Source organism: Pseudomonas lijiangensis (assembly GCF_018968705.1).
Lineage (GTDB): Bacteria > Pseudomonadota > Gammaproteobacteria > Pseudomonadales > Pseudomonadaceae > Aquipseudomonas > Aquipseudomonas lijiangensis.
In genome coordinates this window covers 3,026,651-3,043,904 of record NZ_CP076668.1, presented here as the reverse complement: position 1 = coordinate 3,043,904, position 17,254 = coordinate 3,026,651, and the positions used below count along the sequence as shown (strand labels likewise).

The following is a 17,254-nucleotide window of genomic DNA, read 5'->3' as shown; positions in this document are numbered from 1 at the left end:
AGCGCAGTGGCGATGTTGCTTGAGGGTGTGCTCTGTTGCTCAGGTGTTGGTGGGGCAACAGTTATGATCTATCGCGGGCCTTGCAGTTTGTAACCCAGGCCATGAACGGTGTGCAGCAGGGGAATATCAAACGACTTATCAATGATTTTGCGCAGTGTATAAATACCGGTTCTCAAGCTGTCCGAGTCGGGTGCATTGCTGCCCCAGAGGGCCTGTTCAAAATCCTGCCGCTTCACGATAGCCGGGCTTTTACGCATGAGCAGTTCAAGAATGACCATGCTGGTAGGGTTCAGCTTGAGCAAGCACCCTGCACGTCTGACTTCCAGGGTGTCCAGGTCATAGGTCAGATCATGTATCTGCAACATGCGTTTTTTCATACCGCTGAAGCGTCGTGCAACTGATTCAACCCGGGCAAGTAACTCGGACAGTGCAAAGGGTTTGACGATGTAGTCGTCTGCACCGACATTGAATCCTGTTATGCGGTCATCCAGTGCATCGCGAGCCGTCAGCATCAATATGGGAACATGTTTTGTGGTGTTTTCCCGCAGGGTTTTACAGACAAGAATACCGTCCATACTTGGCAGCATAAGGTCCAGGATAATGGCGTCGTAATTACCGGTCACTGCATGGTGGAGTCCGGTCAGTCCGTCCAGCGCCCCGGTTACTTCAAATCCTTTAAGGGTGAAATACTCGGTAATGTTGGCGAGAATGTCTTTGTGATCTTCAATAACCAGTATACGCATTACGCTGCTCTTCATTTTTATGATGTCAGGCCAACGGCAGGTAGTCAGGGGCTTGGCATGTCTTTCAACGCCAGATATCGCAAGCCTGTCGGGGTAAAAGTACTCCGGCAAACGTCAATTTAAAGTGAAAGGGTTGTCAAAAGTCTCTTTCCACTAGTTGATGTATCTCAGCCTTTTAAGAGGGGGCATTCATCAATAGACATTTGTTTATGAGGGCTCAAAAGAGTCCACAAAATTTTGACAACTCGTTGACCTCACCGTGACAGCTCCGTCTATAAAAATACGAAAGATTCAGCAGGCGTTGTTTTCTCAAACTTTGATCAAGGACGCAGGGTGTGGCTTTCACTAGGCTTTATAGTTTGGCGCTCGAAAAGCAATGGCGTCGGAAATGGCACTTCAATAAATCGGGCATGGAGAGTGTCGCAACCCTTCTTTTGCTAGCTTTGCTTTCTGCCGTGTTTGTCTGGATGTTGTCAGCGACTCGTATTGTTGATTTAGGTATGGATGACAATATGAGCAAGTCGGGGCTTTATGGGCTTTGGGCGAAAGGCGATGTTGTGGTGATGATCAGGCATGCCGAACGTTGCGATCGTTCTCATAATGCCTGCATGGACAGTTCCGATGGCATCACCGTTGTGGGGAGTCAAGCCGCCATGAAGGTGGGGGACGGCTTGCAGCAGTTGGGGCTGGAAAAGGCAAGGATCATCACCAGTCCGTTGACGCGGACAAGGCAAACGGCTGATCTGATTTCGGGTGGTTCCGCACAGACTCAACGCTGGGTCGAGGCGTGTGACAGTGGCTTCAAGGAGGCGCTACTGGCGCACAAGAAACCGGGCGAAAACCTGGTGGTGATCACTCACAGTGGTTGTATCGATCACTTCGAACGAAAGATGGGCGTTAGTGGAGGGCAGCGTGGTAGCGCTTATACGCAGGCTTTCTTTGTGAGGGTAGACGGCAGGCATGCCCCGAAGATGCTCGGGGCGTTGGGTGCAGACTACTGGGACAGCATGCCGGGATTTTGAAGGAAGCGAAGGTCTTCAGGCACCCGCCATCCACCTTGCCAGGCCATGCCGTCCACTGATGCCCAGCTTCACGGTGGCGCGCTTGAGGTAGGTTTCCACCGAGCTGGCCTTGACTCGCAGTCTTTGCGCCATCTCCGGTACGGTGCCGCCGGTCAGCAGACCGAGACAGACTTCCTGTTCGCGTGCGGACAAAATGATGGCATCCTGTGCCAGGCGACCGCTGAAAGCCTGGTGCATGGAGGCGGCTTCTGCTTCCTGCTCGGGTTCGACGCGTGCCGTGCTTGTTACACGGGTGGCGGGCTGCGCGAGAAGTTGTGCATGATGTTCGACCAGCGGCAGCAGTGTGTCGGACAGGCTCTTGAGCAGTGACAACTCGCTCAGTGAGAACGGTCGCAAGGTCGGCAGGCGATAGAAGCAGATGATCCAGCGCTGCTCGGCACGGCTCGAAACCAGATTGCACTGGTGAATCGTGTACTGCGGATTTTGCGTGTTCGAGGAAACCTTGAGCTGGATGAGCAGTGGTGCGTCCATCTGCATGACACTCTGCAGGAGGGGCGGACGCTGACTGTTGGTCGCCGGGAAGTCGTATTGCAGGCCGGCATTGCCGAGGCTGTTGGTCTGGCTGATGCTGGCCTGGGGGACATCCAGGATCCACTCATTGATATCGAGACCGTGGACCGGCACCAGTGCGTCGACCAGTTGCAGCATCTGCCTGGCAAAGGTGTTGCTGCCGGTGCTGGAAATAAGCTGACCCAGATGCTGATAAAAACGCGGGTCGTGACTGTGCTCGAGAGGGGTTGTCAGTTTCATACTTCTATCTTCCCTGATTCTGACCGTACTGATTGGTAGTGGCCGAGTCCTTATGTTGACGCCTGAATAATGACGCTGACGATGGTCTTATTCAATCCCAAGGGTTTGCTCCGTGTCTGTAGTGGAAAACCGGGACAGGCGCATTATTGGATATGAACTTTATCTGACAAAGATAATCTCTTCGCTCGGTGACGAGCGGTCGAAACAGCTAACTCCGTGGGCCAGAGCAGCTGTCAAGATTTTTTTGAATGGTGGCTATACGCCATTGTAGGGGTTTTCTAGGACATACAGGTTCGGCAGGGCGGTGCTTGAATCCGCGGCTTAACTGCCTAGAAGGACCTGGACCATGTCAGCCGCCGATGTCTTCCCCCTAACCGCCGCTCAGCGTGATGTCTGGCTTGATCAGATCAGTCGTGGCGATTCTCCTCTCTACAACATCGGCGGCTACCTGAACCTAACCGGTCCTCTGGATCCGGTCTTGTATCAGCGTGCGCTGGAAAATCTGGTGGCATCCCACGAAGGTTTGCGCACAGTGTTGCTGCCGGGCGCTTCGGCAGACGGCCTGCCGTTGCAGACCTATGCCGCATCGATGCCTGTGCCGATGCCGTTGCATGATCTGAGCGACCAGCCAGACCCGATCGGCGCTGCCCAGGCGCTGGCCCTTGAGTACATGCAGCGCCCCTGCACACTGGATGGCAGTCCACTGTTCAGGTTCTGCCTTGTGCGCCTGAGTGCGGAACACCACTGGATGATCAACGTCGTTCACCACCTGATCATTGACGGGTGGGGCTTCGGGCAGATGATCAAATCCCTGGGTGAGCACTACACGGCACTGGCTGAAGGCAGCAGCCTGGATTTCAAGGCTCCGGAATACCGCGACTTCATTCAGGAAGATGCGCGTTACCACGAATCGCCACGCTACGAGCGGGACAAGGCTTACTGGCTGGAGAAGTACAGCAACCTGCCGGAGCCGCTGCTGGTATCGCGCTACCACAACCGCCGTGCAACCGATCCGGCACCGTCCCATACCTGGGTACAGAACTTCCCGGAAGCGCTGCACACGCGCATGAAGCAGTTCGCCGAAAGCAACGGCTCTACGGCGTTTCATGTCCTGCTGGCGGCCTTGCACGTCTACTTCACCCGTACCGCCCAGCGCGAAGACTGGGTGGTCGGTCTGCCATTGCTCAACCGTATCGGTGCGCGTTTCAAGGCGACCATGGGCCACTTCGCTCAGGTCAGTGCGGTGTGCATGACCTTTGACGGGCAACTGAACTTTGGCTCGCTGGTCAAGGAGGTACGCGACACACTCAAGCGCGATTTCCGCCATCAACGCTTTCCCCTGAGCGAGCTGAATCGCAACCTGGGTGTGGCCCGTGAGGAACGTGGCCAGTTGTTCGAGGTTTCGGTTTCCTACGAGCAGGAAGATCATGAATATCGCTATGGCGAGGCTCAGGCGCAGACGGTAAAAGTCTCGAACGGCTACGAAACAACGCCTCTTGCCATCCATTTGCGTACCAACAGCTTCAATGACAATGCCTGGCTGCACCTGGTCTATCACCGCGCCTGGTTCGAGGCCGAAGAGGCCGAGGCTATCGCCGCTCGCCTGTTGCAGGTACTGGAACAGGCCCTGGAGAATCCGGAACTGCTGGTCGAGGACTTTGACCTGCTGACGCCTGCCGAGCACCAGCAATTGCAGAGCTGGAACGCGACCGATGCAACTTCTGCCAGCGAACAACTGATCCACAAGCGCATCGAAAATCAGGCCCAGACCCGCCCGGATGCCGTTGCGGCGGTTCATCAGGGAAAACACCTGACCTACGCCCAGCTCAACCGCAAGGCCAATGGCCTGGCCCAGCGCCTGATCGAACTGGGCGTGCGCCCGGATGATCGTGTTGCGCTGGTTGCCCGTCGTGGCCTGGAAACCCTGGTAGGCATGCTGGCCGTGCTCAAGGCCGGTGCGGCCTATGTGCCGGTTGATCCTGCGCATCCACGGGAGCGCCTGTCTTACCTGCTGAGCGACAGCCAGCCGGTGGCGGTGCTGACCCAGTCGAATCTGCATGACCGTCTGCCAGAGCTGAGTCTGCCGCTGATCGATCTGGACGGCAGCGACTGGGGGCAGGGCGCTCACGCCAACCCGCGGATCGCCAGCCTGAGCAGCGACAATCTGGTTTATGTGATCTACACCTCGGGTTCCACCGGCCAGCCGAAAGGCGTCATGGTGGAGCATCGCACGCTCTCTCATCTGGTCGACTGGCACTGCGAGGCTTTCTCGCTGGGTGCGGGTGGACACGCTTCCAGCCTGGCCGGTTTCGGCTTCGATGCCATGGCCTGGGAAGTCTGGCCGACCCTGTGCTCCGGCGCGACCCTGCATGTCGCACCCACTCAGGAGAGTGGCGAAGACATCGACGCCTTGCTGCAATGGTGGCGCGCCCAGCCACTGGACGTCAGCTTCCTGCCGACACCGGTGGCCGAGTACGCTTTCAGTCAGGAAGAGGGTCATCCGACCTTGCGTACCCTGCTGATCGGCGGTGATCGCCTGCGTCAGCTCAATCGTGATCCTGGCTTTGCCGTGATCAACAACTATGGCCCGACCGAAACCACAGTGGTTGCCACTTCCGGGCAAGTGCTGGTGGGCGGCGCCTTGCACATCGGCGGGCCGATTGCCAATACCCGTACTTACGTGCTGGATGCGCGCCTGAAACCGGTGCCGGTGGGTGTGACCGGTGAGCTGTATATCGGCGGCGCGGGTGTTGCCCGTGGCTACCTGAACCGTCCGGACCTGACCGAAGAGCGCTTTGTCGCCGATCCGTTCAGTAACGTTCCCGATGCTCGCATGTACCGCAGTGGTGACCTGGTGCGCTGGAACAGCGACGGCACTCTGGACTATCAGGGCCGCAACGACGATCAGGTGAAGATTCGTGGCATGCGCATCGAGCTGGGCGAGATCGAAGCGGTCCTGGCCAGCCAGCCCGGCGTGAAAGATGCCGTGGTCCTGGTGCGCGATCAGCAACTGCTGGCCTGGTTCACCGAAAACGCTGTTGTAGACCCCGAAGCCTTGCGTCAGGCCCTGCGTGCCCGCCTGCCGGGTTACATGGTGCCGCGCGCCTTCACTTATCTGGAAGCCTTGCCGCTGACCAACAACGGCAAACTCGACCGCCGCGCCTTGCCGGACCCGGATCCTGCATCCTTGCTCGGTCAGGCTTATGAAGCACCGCAAGGCGCTGTGGAAGTCGCCATGGCCGACATCTGGGCTCAGGTGCTGGATGTTGAGCGAGTCGGACGTCATGACAACTTCTTCGAACTGGGCGGTCATTCGCTGCTGGCCATCAACCTGGTGGATCGCCTGCGCAAGGCCGGGCTCAAGGCCGATGTTCATACATTGCTGGCCCAGCCGACCGTAGCAGCCCTGGCTGCTTTCAAAGGCAACGAGTCGCAAACGATTGCGGTGCCGGACAACCGCGTACCGGCAGGCTGCACACAGATCACGCCGCAGATGTTGAGCCTGACCGATCTCGATCAGACGGCCATCGACCGGATTGTCGCCACCGTGCCCGGCGGTGCGGCCAACGTTCAGGAAATCTACCCGCTGGCGCCGTTGCAGGAAGGCATTCTTTACCACCACATCACTGCCGAACAGGGCGACCCGTACCTGCTGCAATGGCGCCTGGCTTTCGACAGCCTGGCTCGTCTGCAAGCCTGGGCCGGTGCGTTGCAGCAAGTCATTGATCGTCACGATATCCTGCGCACTTCCGTGGTCTGGGAAGGACTGGAAAGCCCGCAACAAGTGGTCTGGCGCAAAGCCGAACTGACGGTGCAACCGGTCAGCTTCGATACCCCGGATGCAGGGGCCAGCGTCATCGAACGTTTGCAGCAACAGTTCGACGCCCGCCATCATCGTCTGGAACTGTCCCAGGCACCGCTGATGCGTCTGGTCCATGCCCAGGACCCGGCCAACAATCAGGTCGTGGCGATCTTGTTGTTCCACCACCTGGTGCTGGACAACGCCGCCATGGAAGTGGTCAGCAACGAGATGCAGGCCTTGCTGGCCGGTCAGTTGGCGGATCTGGCGCCACCCGTGCCTTACCGCAACTATGTGGCACAAGTACGCATCGGCAGTGATGACGCACGCCACGAAACCTTTTTCAGCGAGATGCTCGGTGACGTCGACGAGCCGACCCTGCCGTTCGGTCTGCAGGACGTGCGCACCGACGGCAGCGGTATCGAAGAATCCCGTCTGGTACTCGACAACACGCTTTCCCGGCGCCTGCGTGAGCAGGCTCGCCAGCAGGGTGTCAGCGCCGCCAGCCTGATGCACCTGGCCTGGGCACGAGTGTTGAGCGTGCTGGCCAATCGTCGCGATGTGGTATTCGGCACTGTGTTGCTGGGTCGCATGCAGAGCGGCGAGGGTGCCGGACGGGCACTGGGTGTCTTCATTAATACCTTGCCGCTGCGGGTCGATACCGCGACTGGCGCGGGCGAAGCCGTGAAGAACGTGCATTCGCGTCTGTCTACCTTGCTCGCCCATGAACATGCCTCGCTGGTGCTTGCCCAGCGTTGCAGTGGCGTTGCAGCGGGTTCTCCGCTGTTCAGCGCCTTGCTCAACTATCGCCACAGCGCCAATGTGAAGCCGCTTGACGGTGAAGGTGCATGGCAGGGTGTGCGTGTGCTGGGTGGTGATGTGCGCAGCAACTACCCGCTGACCTTGAGCGTCGACGACATGGGCGACAGTTTCGACCTGCACGTGCTGGCGCTGGAGGGTATCGGTGCCGAGCGTGTGGTCGGCTGGATGCATAACACCGTGACGCAACTGGTGGAGTCCCTGGAGCAGGGATCGCTGGCACCGCTCAATGGGGTGTCGATCCTGCAGGCCGAAGAGCGCCGCCAGGTGCTGGTGGACTTCAACGCCAGCGCCCGGAATTTCCCTCAAGGCCAGACCATCCATGCTCTGGTCGAAGCCCAGGCTTTCAACAGGCCGGACGCGCCTGCCGTGGTGCAGGGCGATGAAGTCCTGAGCTACGCCGAACTCAACCGTCGCGCCAACAGCCTGGCCCATCACCTGATCGGTCTGGGCGTGAAGCCGGACGAGCGGGTCGCTCTGTGCCTGCGCCGCAGCCCCGACCGCCTGGTCGGTCTGCTGGCCATTCTCAAGGCCGGTGCCGCCTATGTGCCGGTGGATCCGGCATACCCTGCCGATCGCATCACCTACCTGCTGCAGGACAGCGCGCCGCGAGCGGTACTGGTGGATGCTTCGACCCGGGATCTGGTGGGTGATGTCGTCCAGGTGGATCTGGGCCATGGCGCATGGGATCAGGAATTCCGCAGCAACCCGCAAGTGTCGGGTCTGAGCCATGAAAACCTGGCTTACGTCATCTATACCTCCGGCTCCACCGGCCAACCCAAAGGCGTGATGGTCGAGCACCGCACCCTGAATAACCTGGTTCACTGGCACTGCCAGGCTTTCAACTTGAGCGCCGGCAGCCACACAGCCAGCGTTGCGGGTTTCGGTTTCGACGCCATGGTCTGGGAAATCTGGCCTGCGCTGTGTGTCGGTGCTGTACTGCACCTGCCACCGGCTCATGTGGGCAACGAGCACGTTGATGAACTGCTCGACTGGTGGCTGGAGCAGCCACTTCAGGTCGGCTTCCTGCCGACTCCGGTGGCCGAGCAGGCTTTCCGTCGTCCTCAGCAGCACCAGACCCTGCGCACCCTGCTGATCGGTGGCGACCGCCTGCGTCAGTTCGACCGCGATCCGGGGTTCGCCGTGATCAACAACTATGGCCCGACCGAAACCACAGTGGTCGCCACTTCGGGTCAGGTGCGGGTAGGCGAATCGCTGCACATCGGCGGCCCGATCTCCAATACCAGCATTTATGTCCTGGATGAACAGCTCCAGCCTGTGCCGGTAGGCGTGAGCGGCGAGCTGTATATCGGTGGTTCGGGCGTGGCCCGCGGCTACCTGAACCGACCGGATCTGACTGAAGAACGTTTCATTGCCGACCCGTTCAGCGACGCGGCCCATGCCCGCATGTACCGCAGCGGCGACCTGGTGCGCTGGAATGCCGACGGCACCCTGGATTATCTGGGCCGCAACGACGATCAGGTGAAGATTCGCGGCATGCGTATCGAACTGGGCGAAATCGAAGCGGCCCTTGCCAGCCAGCCCGGCGTGAACGATGCCGTGGTGCTGGTGCGTGGCGAACGCCTGCTGGCCTGGTTCACTGAAACCGTCCCGGTCGAAACCGACGTATTGCGTCAGGCCTTGCAGGCCAGCCTGCCGGGTTACATGGTGCCGATGGCTTTCATCCGCCTGGAAGCCTTGCCGCTGACCAGCCACGGCAAACTCGACCGCCGTGCTCTGCCGGACCCGGACCAGTCCGATCTGGCCGCTCAGGTCTACGAAGCGCCGCAAGGCGAAGTGGAAGTCGCCATTGCCGAGCTTTGGGCTCAGGTGCTGGGACTTGACCGGGTAGGGCGTCACGATAATTTCTTCGAGCTGGGTGGCCATTCGTTGCTGGCGGTCAGTCTGGTGGAGCGCATGCGCAACGCCGGCCTGAGTGCCGATGTGCGTGTCCTGCTGGGCCAGCCGACCGTGGCTGCACTGGCTTCCTCGGTTGGGAATGGTCGCGAAATCACGGTACCGGCCAACCTCGTACCGGCAGGTGCTGCACGCATCACGCCGGATATGCTGAGCCTGTCGCGTCTCGACCAGCCGACCATCGACCGTATCGTCGAAACGGTTCCTGGCGGCGCAGCCAATGTGCAGGAAATCTACCCGCTGGCGCCGTTGCAGGAAGGCATTCTCTATCATTACCTGACCGCCGATCAGGGCGATCCGTACCTGCTGCAATTGCGCATCAGCTTTGACAGCCTGGAGCGTATGCACACGGTTGCCGATGGCCTGCGCAAGGTCATTGCCCGTCACGACAGCCTGCGTACCGCGATTGTCTGGGAAGGGCTGGAGGTTCCACAGCAGGTGGTCTGGCGTCATGCCGAGCTGCCGGTGGAGGAAGTGCCTCTGGCGCAGATCGAAACCCAGGACAGTTCGGCGCGGATCGACCTGAGCCAGGCACCGCTGATCCGTCTGGTCTACAGCCATGATCCGGCCAGCTCGCGTCTGCAGGCTACATTGCTGTTCCATCACATCGTGGTCGATGCCACGGCCCTGCAAGTGATGCGCGAGGAAATACTCGCTCACCTGCGCGGCGAGCCGGAGCCGGAGCAGCTTTCGGTGCCGTACCGCAACTACGTGGCCCAGGCGCGCCTGGGTGTCAGCGAAGCGGAACACGAAGCGTATTTCCGTGGGCAATTGGGCGATATCGACGAGCCGACCCTGCCGTTCGGTCTGCACGATGTTCAGGGCGATGGCAGCTCCATCGAAGAAGCTCAACTGACACTGCCCGATGACCTGACCCTGCACCTGCGCAGTCAGGCCCGGCAGATGGGTGTCAGCGTTGCCAGCCTGTTCCACCTGGCCTGGGGCCGGGTGCTGGCCAGCGCAACCGGCAAGGATCGTGTGGTATTCGGCACGGTATTGCTCGGTCGCCTGCAAGGCGGCGCCGGTGCCGACCGTGGCATGGGGATGTTCATCAATACTCTGCCGCTGCGCATTGATCTGGCGGATATCGGTGTGCGTGAAGGTGCGCGTGACACCCACGCCCGTCTTGCTGCGTTGCTGGGTCATGAGCATGCTTCTCTGGCTCAGGCCCAACGCTGGAGCGGGGTGGCTGCACCATTACCGCTGTTCAGCGCCATTCTCAACTACCGCCACAGCGCCGGTCAGGCTAAACAGGATGCCCAGCGCGAAGCGTGGCGCGGCCTGGAAATCCTGGCCAGCGAGAAAAACACCAACTACCCGTTGAGCCTCAACGTCGACGACCTGGGCGACAGCCTGCGTCTGTCGGTCACGGTCACGCCTGAGGTGGGCGCTCGCCGCATCTGCGGTTATGTGCAGCAGGCATTGACCGGTGTGGTCGAGGCCCTTGAGTCTCAACCTGATCTGCCGCTGCAACACCTGTCGGTGCTGGATGCCGGGGAACGTCAGCGACTGGTGGTGGACTTCAACCGGACCGAGGTCGACTACGACCTGGATCACACCCTGCACGGTCTGTTCGAGGGCAATGTTGCCCACAAGCCACAGGCCATAGCGCTACGTGGCGAAGGCATGCAGCTCAGCTATCAGGCCCTCAACGAACAGGCTAACCGCCTGGCTCATCACCTGATCGGCCTGGGTGTCAAAACCGATGATCGTGTGGCGATTTGTGTCGAACGTGGCGTGTCCATGGTGGTCGGCCTGCTGGCCATCCTCAAGGCCGGTGCCGCCTATGTGCCGCTGGACCCGAGCTACCCTCGGGAACGCATTCACTACATGCTCGAAGACAGCGCGCCTGCCGTGGTGCTGGTCCAGGCGGCGACCAGCAAACTGCTGGACGAAGAGCGCACCTTGCGTGTGGATCTCGACGACAATACCTGGAGCACCCAGAGCATCGACAATCCTCAGATTGTCGGCATGAGCGCGGATCACCTGGCGTATGTGATCTACACCTCCGGCTCAACCGGTACGCCGAAAGGCGTGATGGTCGAGCACCGCAGCGTGGGCAACCTGGTGCACTGGACTTCGCAAGTCATTGCGCTGAAACCCGAGACGGCGCTGCTGCACAAGACGCCCATCAGTTTCGATGCCTCGGTATGGGAACTGTTCTGGCCGCTGTGTGCCGGTGTGCCGCTGGTCCTGGCGCGTCCTGACGGCCATCGCGATCCGGCCTACCTGATGCGGGTGATCCGCGATCAGCAGGCCAGCGTGGTGCAGTTCGTACCGGCCTTGCTCCAGCAGTTCCTGGAGCTGGAAGAAATCAGCCAGTGCACCTCGCTGACGGATATCGTCTGCGGCGGTGGTGAGTTGACCATCGCTCTGGCCGAGCAGGTACGTCAACGCCTGCCGTGGGCGCGTCTGCACAACGTCTATGGTCCGACCGAAACCACGGTGGATTCCAGCGCCTGGACCCTGGAGCCACACCAAGCCGTGCCCGGCAGCGCCTTGCCTATCGGGCGGCCGATCAGCAACACCCGCATGTATGTACTGGACGAGTACGACCAACTGGTTCCACAGGGCGTGATCGGTCAGTTGCACATCGGTGGCTCGGGTGTGACCCGTGGTTACCTGAACCTGCCGCAATTCCAGGCCGAGCGCTTCATCGACAGCCCGTTCGTGGCCGGTGACCGCCTGTACCGCACCGGTGACTTGGTGTCCCAGCGTGCGGACGGCAACCTCGACTTCCTGGGACGTAACGACGATCAGGTCAAACTCTATGGCCTGCGCATCGAGCTGGGTGAAATCCAGGCGTGCCTGACCCGTCATCCGGGCATTCAACAGGTCGTGGTGCTGGCTCGCGACGAGCAACCGGGCGGTCAGCGACTGGTGGCTTACTACACCGGCACGTTGTTGCCAGTGGAAACCCTGCGTGAAGTGCTGAGGGCTCAACTGCCGGATTACATGGTGCCAGCGCTGTATGTACACCTTGATGAGTTCCCGCTGACCCCCAACGGCAAGGTGGACCAGAAGGCTTTGCCTGCGCCGGGTGCAGACGCGGTATTGACCCGTCCCTACGAAGAGCCGGAGGGCGAGACCGAAGTCCTGCTGGCCGAACTCTGGGCCGAACTGCTCGGCGTCGAGCGGGTGGGGCGACATGACAACTTCTTTGAACTGGGCGGTCACTCGCTTCTGGCGGTCAGTCTGACCGCGCGTCTGCGGCAGGAAGGCATTGAAGCCGATGTCCGGGCGCTGTTCGAACAACCTACGCTGGCCGGCTATGCAGCCATCACAGAGAGCATGGAGATTATCCTGTGAGCATCAACGAACTCCTGGCGACACTGAAGGCCAATGACATCAATCTGTCGGTCAAGGATGGACAACTGGTAGTGCAGGGCAATCGCCGTGCGCTGACCGACAAGGGCCTGGTGGAGCACCTGCGCGAGCACAAGCCGGCATTGATCGAACTGATCGAACAGGGCGAGTATCTGGCAACAAAACGCGGTGCTCCAGCCTTGCCGGAAAACGGCATTCCAGCCGGTTGCACACGCATCACACCTGAAATGCTGACCCTGGTGTCACTGGATCAGGACGCTATCGACAGTCTGGTCGCGCATGTCCCCGGCGGCGCGGCCAATGTGCAGGACATCTACCCGCTGGCACCCTTGCAGCAGGGCATTCTTTACCACCACGTCACGGCCAGCCACGGCGACCCCTATGTGATGCACGTGGAATTCGCCTTTGCCGACCGCGCTCGTCTGGACGCATTCGCTCTGGCGCTGCAAACAGTGATCGAACGGCACGACATCCTTCGTACGTCGGTCCATTGGGACGGGCTGGAAACCCCGGTCCAGGTTGTCTGGCGCAGTGCCCAACTCAAGGTCGGTGCCTTGTCGGCGCAAGCCCAGGCCATCATGGATCTTGGCCAGGCGCCGTTGATTCGTCTGGTCTACGACGAAGCCGACCACGCTCAGGGCGTGAAGGCCGCCTTGCAGTTCCACCATATCGCCATGGACCACAGCGCCCTGGAAGTGGTGCGCCATGAAATCCAGGCCTGCCTCAGTGGCCAGGCCGGTCTGCTGGGTACGCCGGTTCCGTTTCGCAACTACGTGGGTCAGGCCCTGTTGGGTGTCAGCGAGAAAGAACATGAAACGTTCTTCCGCGAGATGCTGGGCGACCTCGATGAGCCGACCCTGGCCTACGACCTGCAGGACCTCAGCGGTGACGGTGGCGACATTACCGAATACACCCTGTCTCTGGACCTGGAGCTCTGCCGCCGCCTGCGCAATCAGGCGCGGACTCTCGGCATCAGCGTCGCCAGCCTGTTCCACCTGGGCTGGGCGCGGGTGCTGTCAGGCCTGACCGGCCGCCAGCGAGTGGTATTCGGCACTGTACTGATGGGCCGTCTGCTGGGAGCCGAGGCGACCGAACGTGCCTTGGGTATCTTCATTAATACCTTGCCGATCCGCATCAATCTGGATGCGCAGGACGTGCGCACCGCAGTCAAGGCCACCCATCAGCGCCTGACCACTCTGATGCGCCACGAACATGCGCCGCTGGCTCTGGCCCAGCGTTGCAGCGGTGTGGCCGCGCCGACGCCACTGTTCAACGCCTTGCTCAACTACCGCCACAGCTCTGCCCAGACCACAGGTGAAACCTGGCAGGGCATCGAAGTGCTGCACGCCGAAGAACGCAGTAACTACCCGCTGGTGGTGAGCGTCGACGATCTGGGCGAAGCCTTCAGCTTCACCGCACAAACCACAGACGGCATCGACCCGCAGCGCACCTGTGCCTATTTTGAACGAGCCATGGAGCATTTGCTGGAGGCCCTGGAACAGGCCCCGCAAATGCTCGTCGAGCGGGTTGAAATCCTGCCTGCCGATGAGCGCAAGCGGCTGCTGGAAAATTTCAATGCCTACCATCTCGATCAGGAAACCGTGCTGACCATCCATCAGCGCATCGAGCGTCAGGCCCTCGACCAGCCAGACGCCATCGCCTCGCAAGTGGGCGATCAGCACCTGAGCTACAGCGAACTGAACAGCAAGGCCAATGCCTTGGCCCATCACCTGATCAGCCTGGGCGTGCGTCCGGATGATCGCGTGGCCGTGGTGGCTCGTCGCGGGCTGGAAACACTGGTCGGCCTGTTGGCCGTGCTCAAGGCGGGCGCGGGTTATGTGCCGGTGGACCCGGCGCATCCGGATGAGCGCATTGCTTATCTGCTGAGCGATAGCGCACCGGTGGCCGTCTTGACCCAACACACGCTGCTGGCCGGTCTGCCGCCCTTGTCGGTGCCGGTGATTGCTCTGGATCGCCCAGACTGGGCCGATCATCAGGACAATCCACTGGTACAAGGCCTGAGCGCCGCCAATCTGGCCTACGTGATCTACACCTCAGGTTCCACTGGCCAGCCAAAAGGCGTGATGGTCGAGCACCGCACCCTGAGCAATCTGGTGCACTGGCATTGCGAAGCCTTTGATCTGCACGCCGGCAGCCACACCGCCAGCGTCGCCGGTTTCGGTTTTGACGCCATGGCCTGGGAAGTCTGGCCAGCCTTGTGCGCCGGTGCGACCTTGCATGTGCCGCCTGCGGATGTCAGCAACGAGCAGCTGGATTCGCTGCTGGACTGGTGGCTGGCTCAGCCGCTGCAAGTGTCCTTCCTGTCGACACCAGTGGCCGAATACGCTTTCAGCCGCGATTTGCGTCACCCGACGCTGCGCACCCTGTTGATCGGTGGCGACCGTCTGCGTCAGTTCCACCGTGATCCGGGCTTCGCCGTGATCAACAACTACGGCCCGACTGAAGCCACCGTTGTTGCCACTTCAGGTCAACTGCTGCCCGATGGCAGCCTGGATATCGGCAAGCCGATTGCCAACACCCAGGTTTACCTGCTGGACGAGCATCAGCAACTGGTGCCGTTTGGCGTAGCCGGTGAGCTGTATGTGGCGGGCGATGGCGTGGCCCGTGGCTACCTGAACCGCCCGGAAATGACCGCCGAGCGTTTCCTCGACGATCCATTCAGCAAACTGCCGGGCGCACGGATGTACCGCACCGGCGACCTGGCACGCTGGAATGCTGATGGCACGCTGGAATACCTGGGTCGTAACGACGATCAGGTGAAGATTCGTGGTGTGCGTATCGAACTAGGGGAAATCGAAAGCCAGTTGGGTCAGTTGCCGGGTATCGAAGAAGCGCTGGTACTGGCGCGTGAAGATGAGCCAGGCCAGCCGCGACTGGTGGGTTATTTCACCGAACGGGCCGACAGCACGCCGTTGGTGGTGAATGATTTGCGCGCTGCCTTGCTGGAGCAGTTGCCAGCCTACATGGTGCCCAGTGCGCTGGTGCGTCTGGATGCCTGGCCGCTGACCGCCAACGGCAAGGTCGACCGTCGTGCCTTGCCGGTGCCGGATCGTGATGCGCTGTTCACTGGCGAATACCAGGCGCCGGAAGGCGAGCTGGAAATCGCGCTGGCGCAGATCTGGAGCGAGTTGCTGCAAGTCGAGCGAGTAGGGCGTCACGACCGTTTCTTCGAGTTGGGCGGCCACTCCCTGCTGGCAATGCGCATGGTTTCCCAGGTGCGTCATCGCCTGTCGCTGGAATTGTCCCTGGGCGACCTGTTCGCCGACAGCGCTCTGGCTGCCGTGGCGCAATGCCTGGGCAATGCTGGCAAGAATGAGCTGCCACCCATAGAAGTGCTGCCGCGCAGCGGGGCGGTTCCGCTGTCTTTCGCCCAGCAGCGCATCTGGTTTCTGGCGCAGATGGAAGACGCCAACAGTGCCTACAACATTCCATTGGGCCTGCAACTGACTGGCCAACTGGACACCCGAGCATTGAGACGCGCACTGGAACGCATTGTTGCGCGTCACGACAGCCTGCGCAGCCGCTTCACTCAGGAAGACGGTGAAGCCTCGGTACAGGCCGCACCCGAAAACGTGGTTCCGGAGCTGACCTGGCAGGACTTGCGCGATCAGGACGAGCAGGCCTTGCAGGCCGTGGTCAAGGAAGAAGCGGAGCAGGCGTTCGACCTGAACCATCAATTGCCGATTCGTGGTCGTCTGCTGTGCCTGGCCGAAGATCGTCATGTGCTGTTGCTCACCGTGCATCACATTGTTGCCGACGGCTGGTCTCTGGGTGTTCTGACCCGCGAACTCACCGCGCTGTACAAGGCATTCAGTCAGGGCCTCGATGATCCGCTGCCGCCATTGGCCCTGCAATACGCCGACTACGCCGTATGGCAGCGCAACTGGCTGGACAGCGAAAGGCTGAGCAGTCAGGGCGACTACTGGTATCAGGCGCTTTCCGGCGCACCAGTCTTGCTGACCCTGCCTACCGACCGGCCGCGTCCGGCACGTCAGGACTACACCGGCGTCAGCCTGCCGGTGCGCTTCGATGCGCGCCTGAGCACTGAGATCAAAGCTTTCTGCCAGCGCCATGCCGTGACGCCGTTCATGCTGTTCATGGGGGCCTGGTCCGTGTTGCTGGCGCGTCTGTCCGGTCAGGACGAAGTGGTCGTTGGTACGCCGGTGGCCAACCGTCGCCGTGCCGAAGTCGAAGGGCTGATCGGCCTGTTCGTCAACACCCTGGCTGTGCGTATCGACACCTCGGGCGAGCCGGATGTCACCGAACTGCTGTCACGCATCAAGACTCGTGTGCTGGAAGCCCAGGAACATCAGGACCTGCCATTCGAGCAGGTTGTAGAACGCTTGCGTCCACCACGCAGCCTGGCCCACAGCCCGCTGTTCCAGACTTCTCTGGCCTGGGACGGTAGTCAGGGTCTGGAACTGCACCTGGGTGACTTGCGTCTGGAACCGCTGGGCGATCAACCGACTTTCGCCAAGTTCGACCTGACCCTGAGCATGGGCGAAACCGAAGAAGGTTTTGCCGGTGCCCTGGATTACGCAACGGCATTGTTCGATGCCGCTACCGCCGAGCGTTATGTGTCTTACCTGGAGCCTTTGCTGTGGAGCATGGTCGGCAGCGATCATGCCGTTCCGGCACAGGCCGAACTGCTCAAACCCCAGGAACGTCAGCGTTTGCTGGTGGATTTCAATGCCAGCGAGCAGAACTTTGTACTCGACCAGCCTGTGCAGGTGCTGTTCGAGGCTCAGGTGGCGAATACGCCGGATGCCATCGCCCTGCAAAGCGAAGGCGTTCAA

Annotated in this window: 5 protein-coding genes (1 of these 5 only partly in view); 3 read left to right on the top strand and 2 right to left on the bottom strand. The window is 60.8% G+C overall.

Annotation, left to right across the window (positions count from 1 at the left end):
• Window positions 1-68: 68 nt before the first annotated feature.
• Window positions 69-743, bottom strand: a complete 675-nt coding sequence (locus KQP88_RS12620; protein WP_216703203.1) for a response regulator transcription factor — start codon at window positions 741-743, stop codon at window positions 69-71.
• A gap of 359 nt (window positions 744-1,102) precedes the next feature.
• Here KQP88_RS12620 and pmrG point away from each other — a divergent pair, with 359 nt between their 5' ends.
• Window positions 1,103-1,765: a lipopolysaccharide core heptose(II)-phosphate phosphatase PmrG gene (pmrG, locus tag KQP88_RS12615; RefSeq protein ID WP_253950479.1), complete on the top strand. Its 663-nt coding sequence runs from the start codon at window positions 1,103-1,105 to the stop codon at window positions 1,763-1,765.
• A 15-nt stretch (window positions 1,766-1,780) separates the two neighbouring features.
• Here pmrG and KQP88_RS12610 read toward each other — a convergent pair whose 3' ends face one another.
• Window positions 1,781-2,575, bottom strand: a complete 795-nt coding sequence (locus KQP88_RS12610; RefSeq protein ID WP_216703202.1) for a helix-turn-helix transcriptional regulator — start codon at window positions 2,573-2,575, stop codon at window positions 1,781-1,783.
• Window positions 2,576-2,921: 346 nt separating this feature from the next.
• Between KQP88_RS12610 and KQP88_RS12605 the strand changes: the two genes are divergently transcribed.
• A complete protein-coding gene (locus KQP88_RS12605) occupies window positions 2,922-12,419 on the top strand; it encodes a non-ribosomal peptide synthetase (protein ID WP_216703201.1) in 9,498 nt (3,165 codons plus the stop codon).
• A protein-coding gene (locus tag KQP88_RS12600; RefSeq protein ID WP_216703200.1) for a non-ribosomal peptide synthetase crosses the window boundary here: on the top strand, window positions 12,416-17,254 show its beginning. Its footprint extends 12,900 nt past the window's final position; only the first 4,839 of its 17,739 coding nucleotides appear in the window; its start codon is at window positions 12,416-12,418; its stop codon lies off the right edge, out of view. Before KQP88_RS12605 ends, KQP88_RS12600 begins: the two co-directional genes overlap by 4 nt.

What these genes read in the sequence shown, in the direction of transcription:
- KQP88_RS12610 (WP_216703202.1), bottom strand. Translation starts at nt 2,575, where the DNA reads ATGAAACTGACAACCCCTCTCGAGCACAGTCACGACCCGCGTTTTTAT.
- KQP88_RS12620 (WP_216703203.1), bottom strand. Translation starts at nt 743, where the DNA reads ATGCGTATACTGGTTATTGAAGATCACAAAGACATTCTCGCCAACATT.
- KQP88_RS12605 (WP_216703201.1), top strand. Translation starts at nt 2,922, where the DNA reads ATGTCAGCCGCCGATGTCTTCCCCCTAACCGCCGCTCAGCGTGATGTC.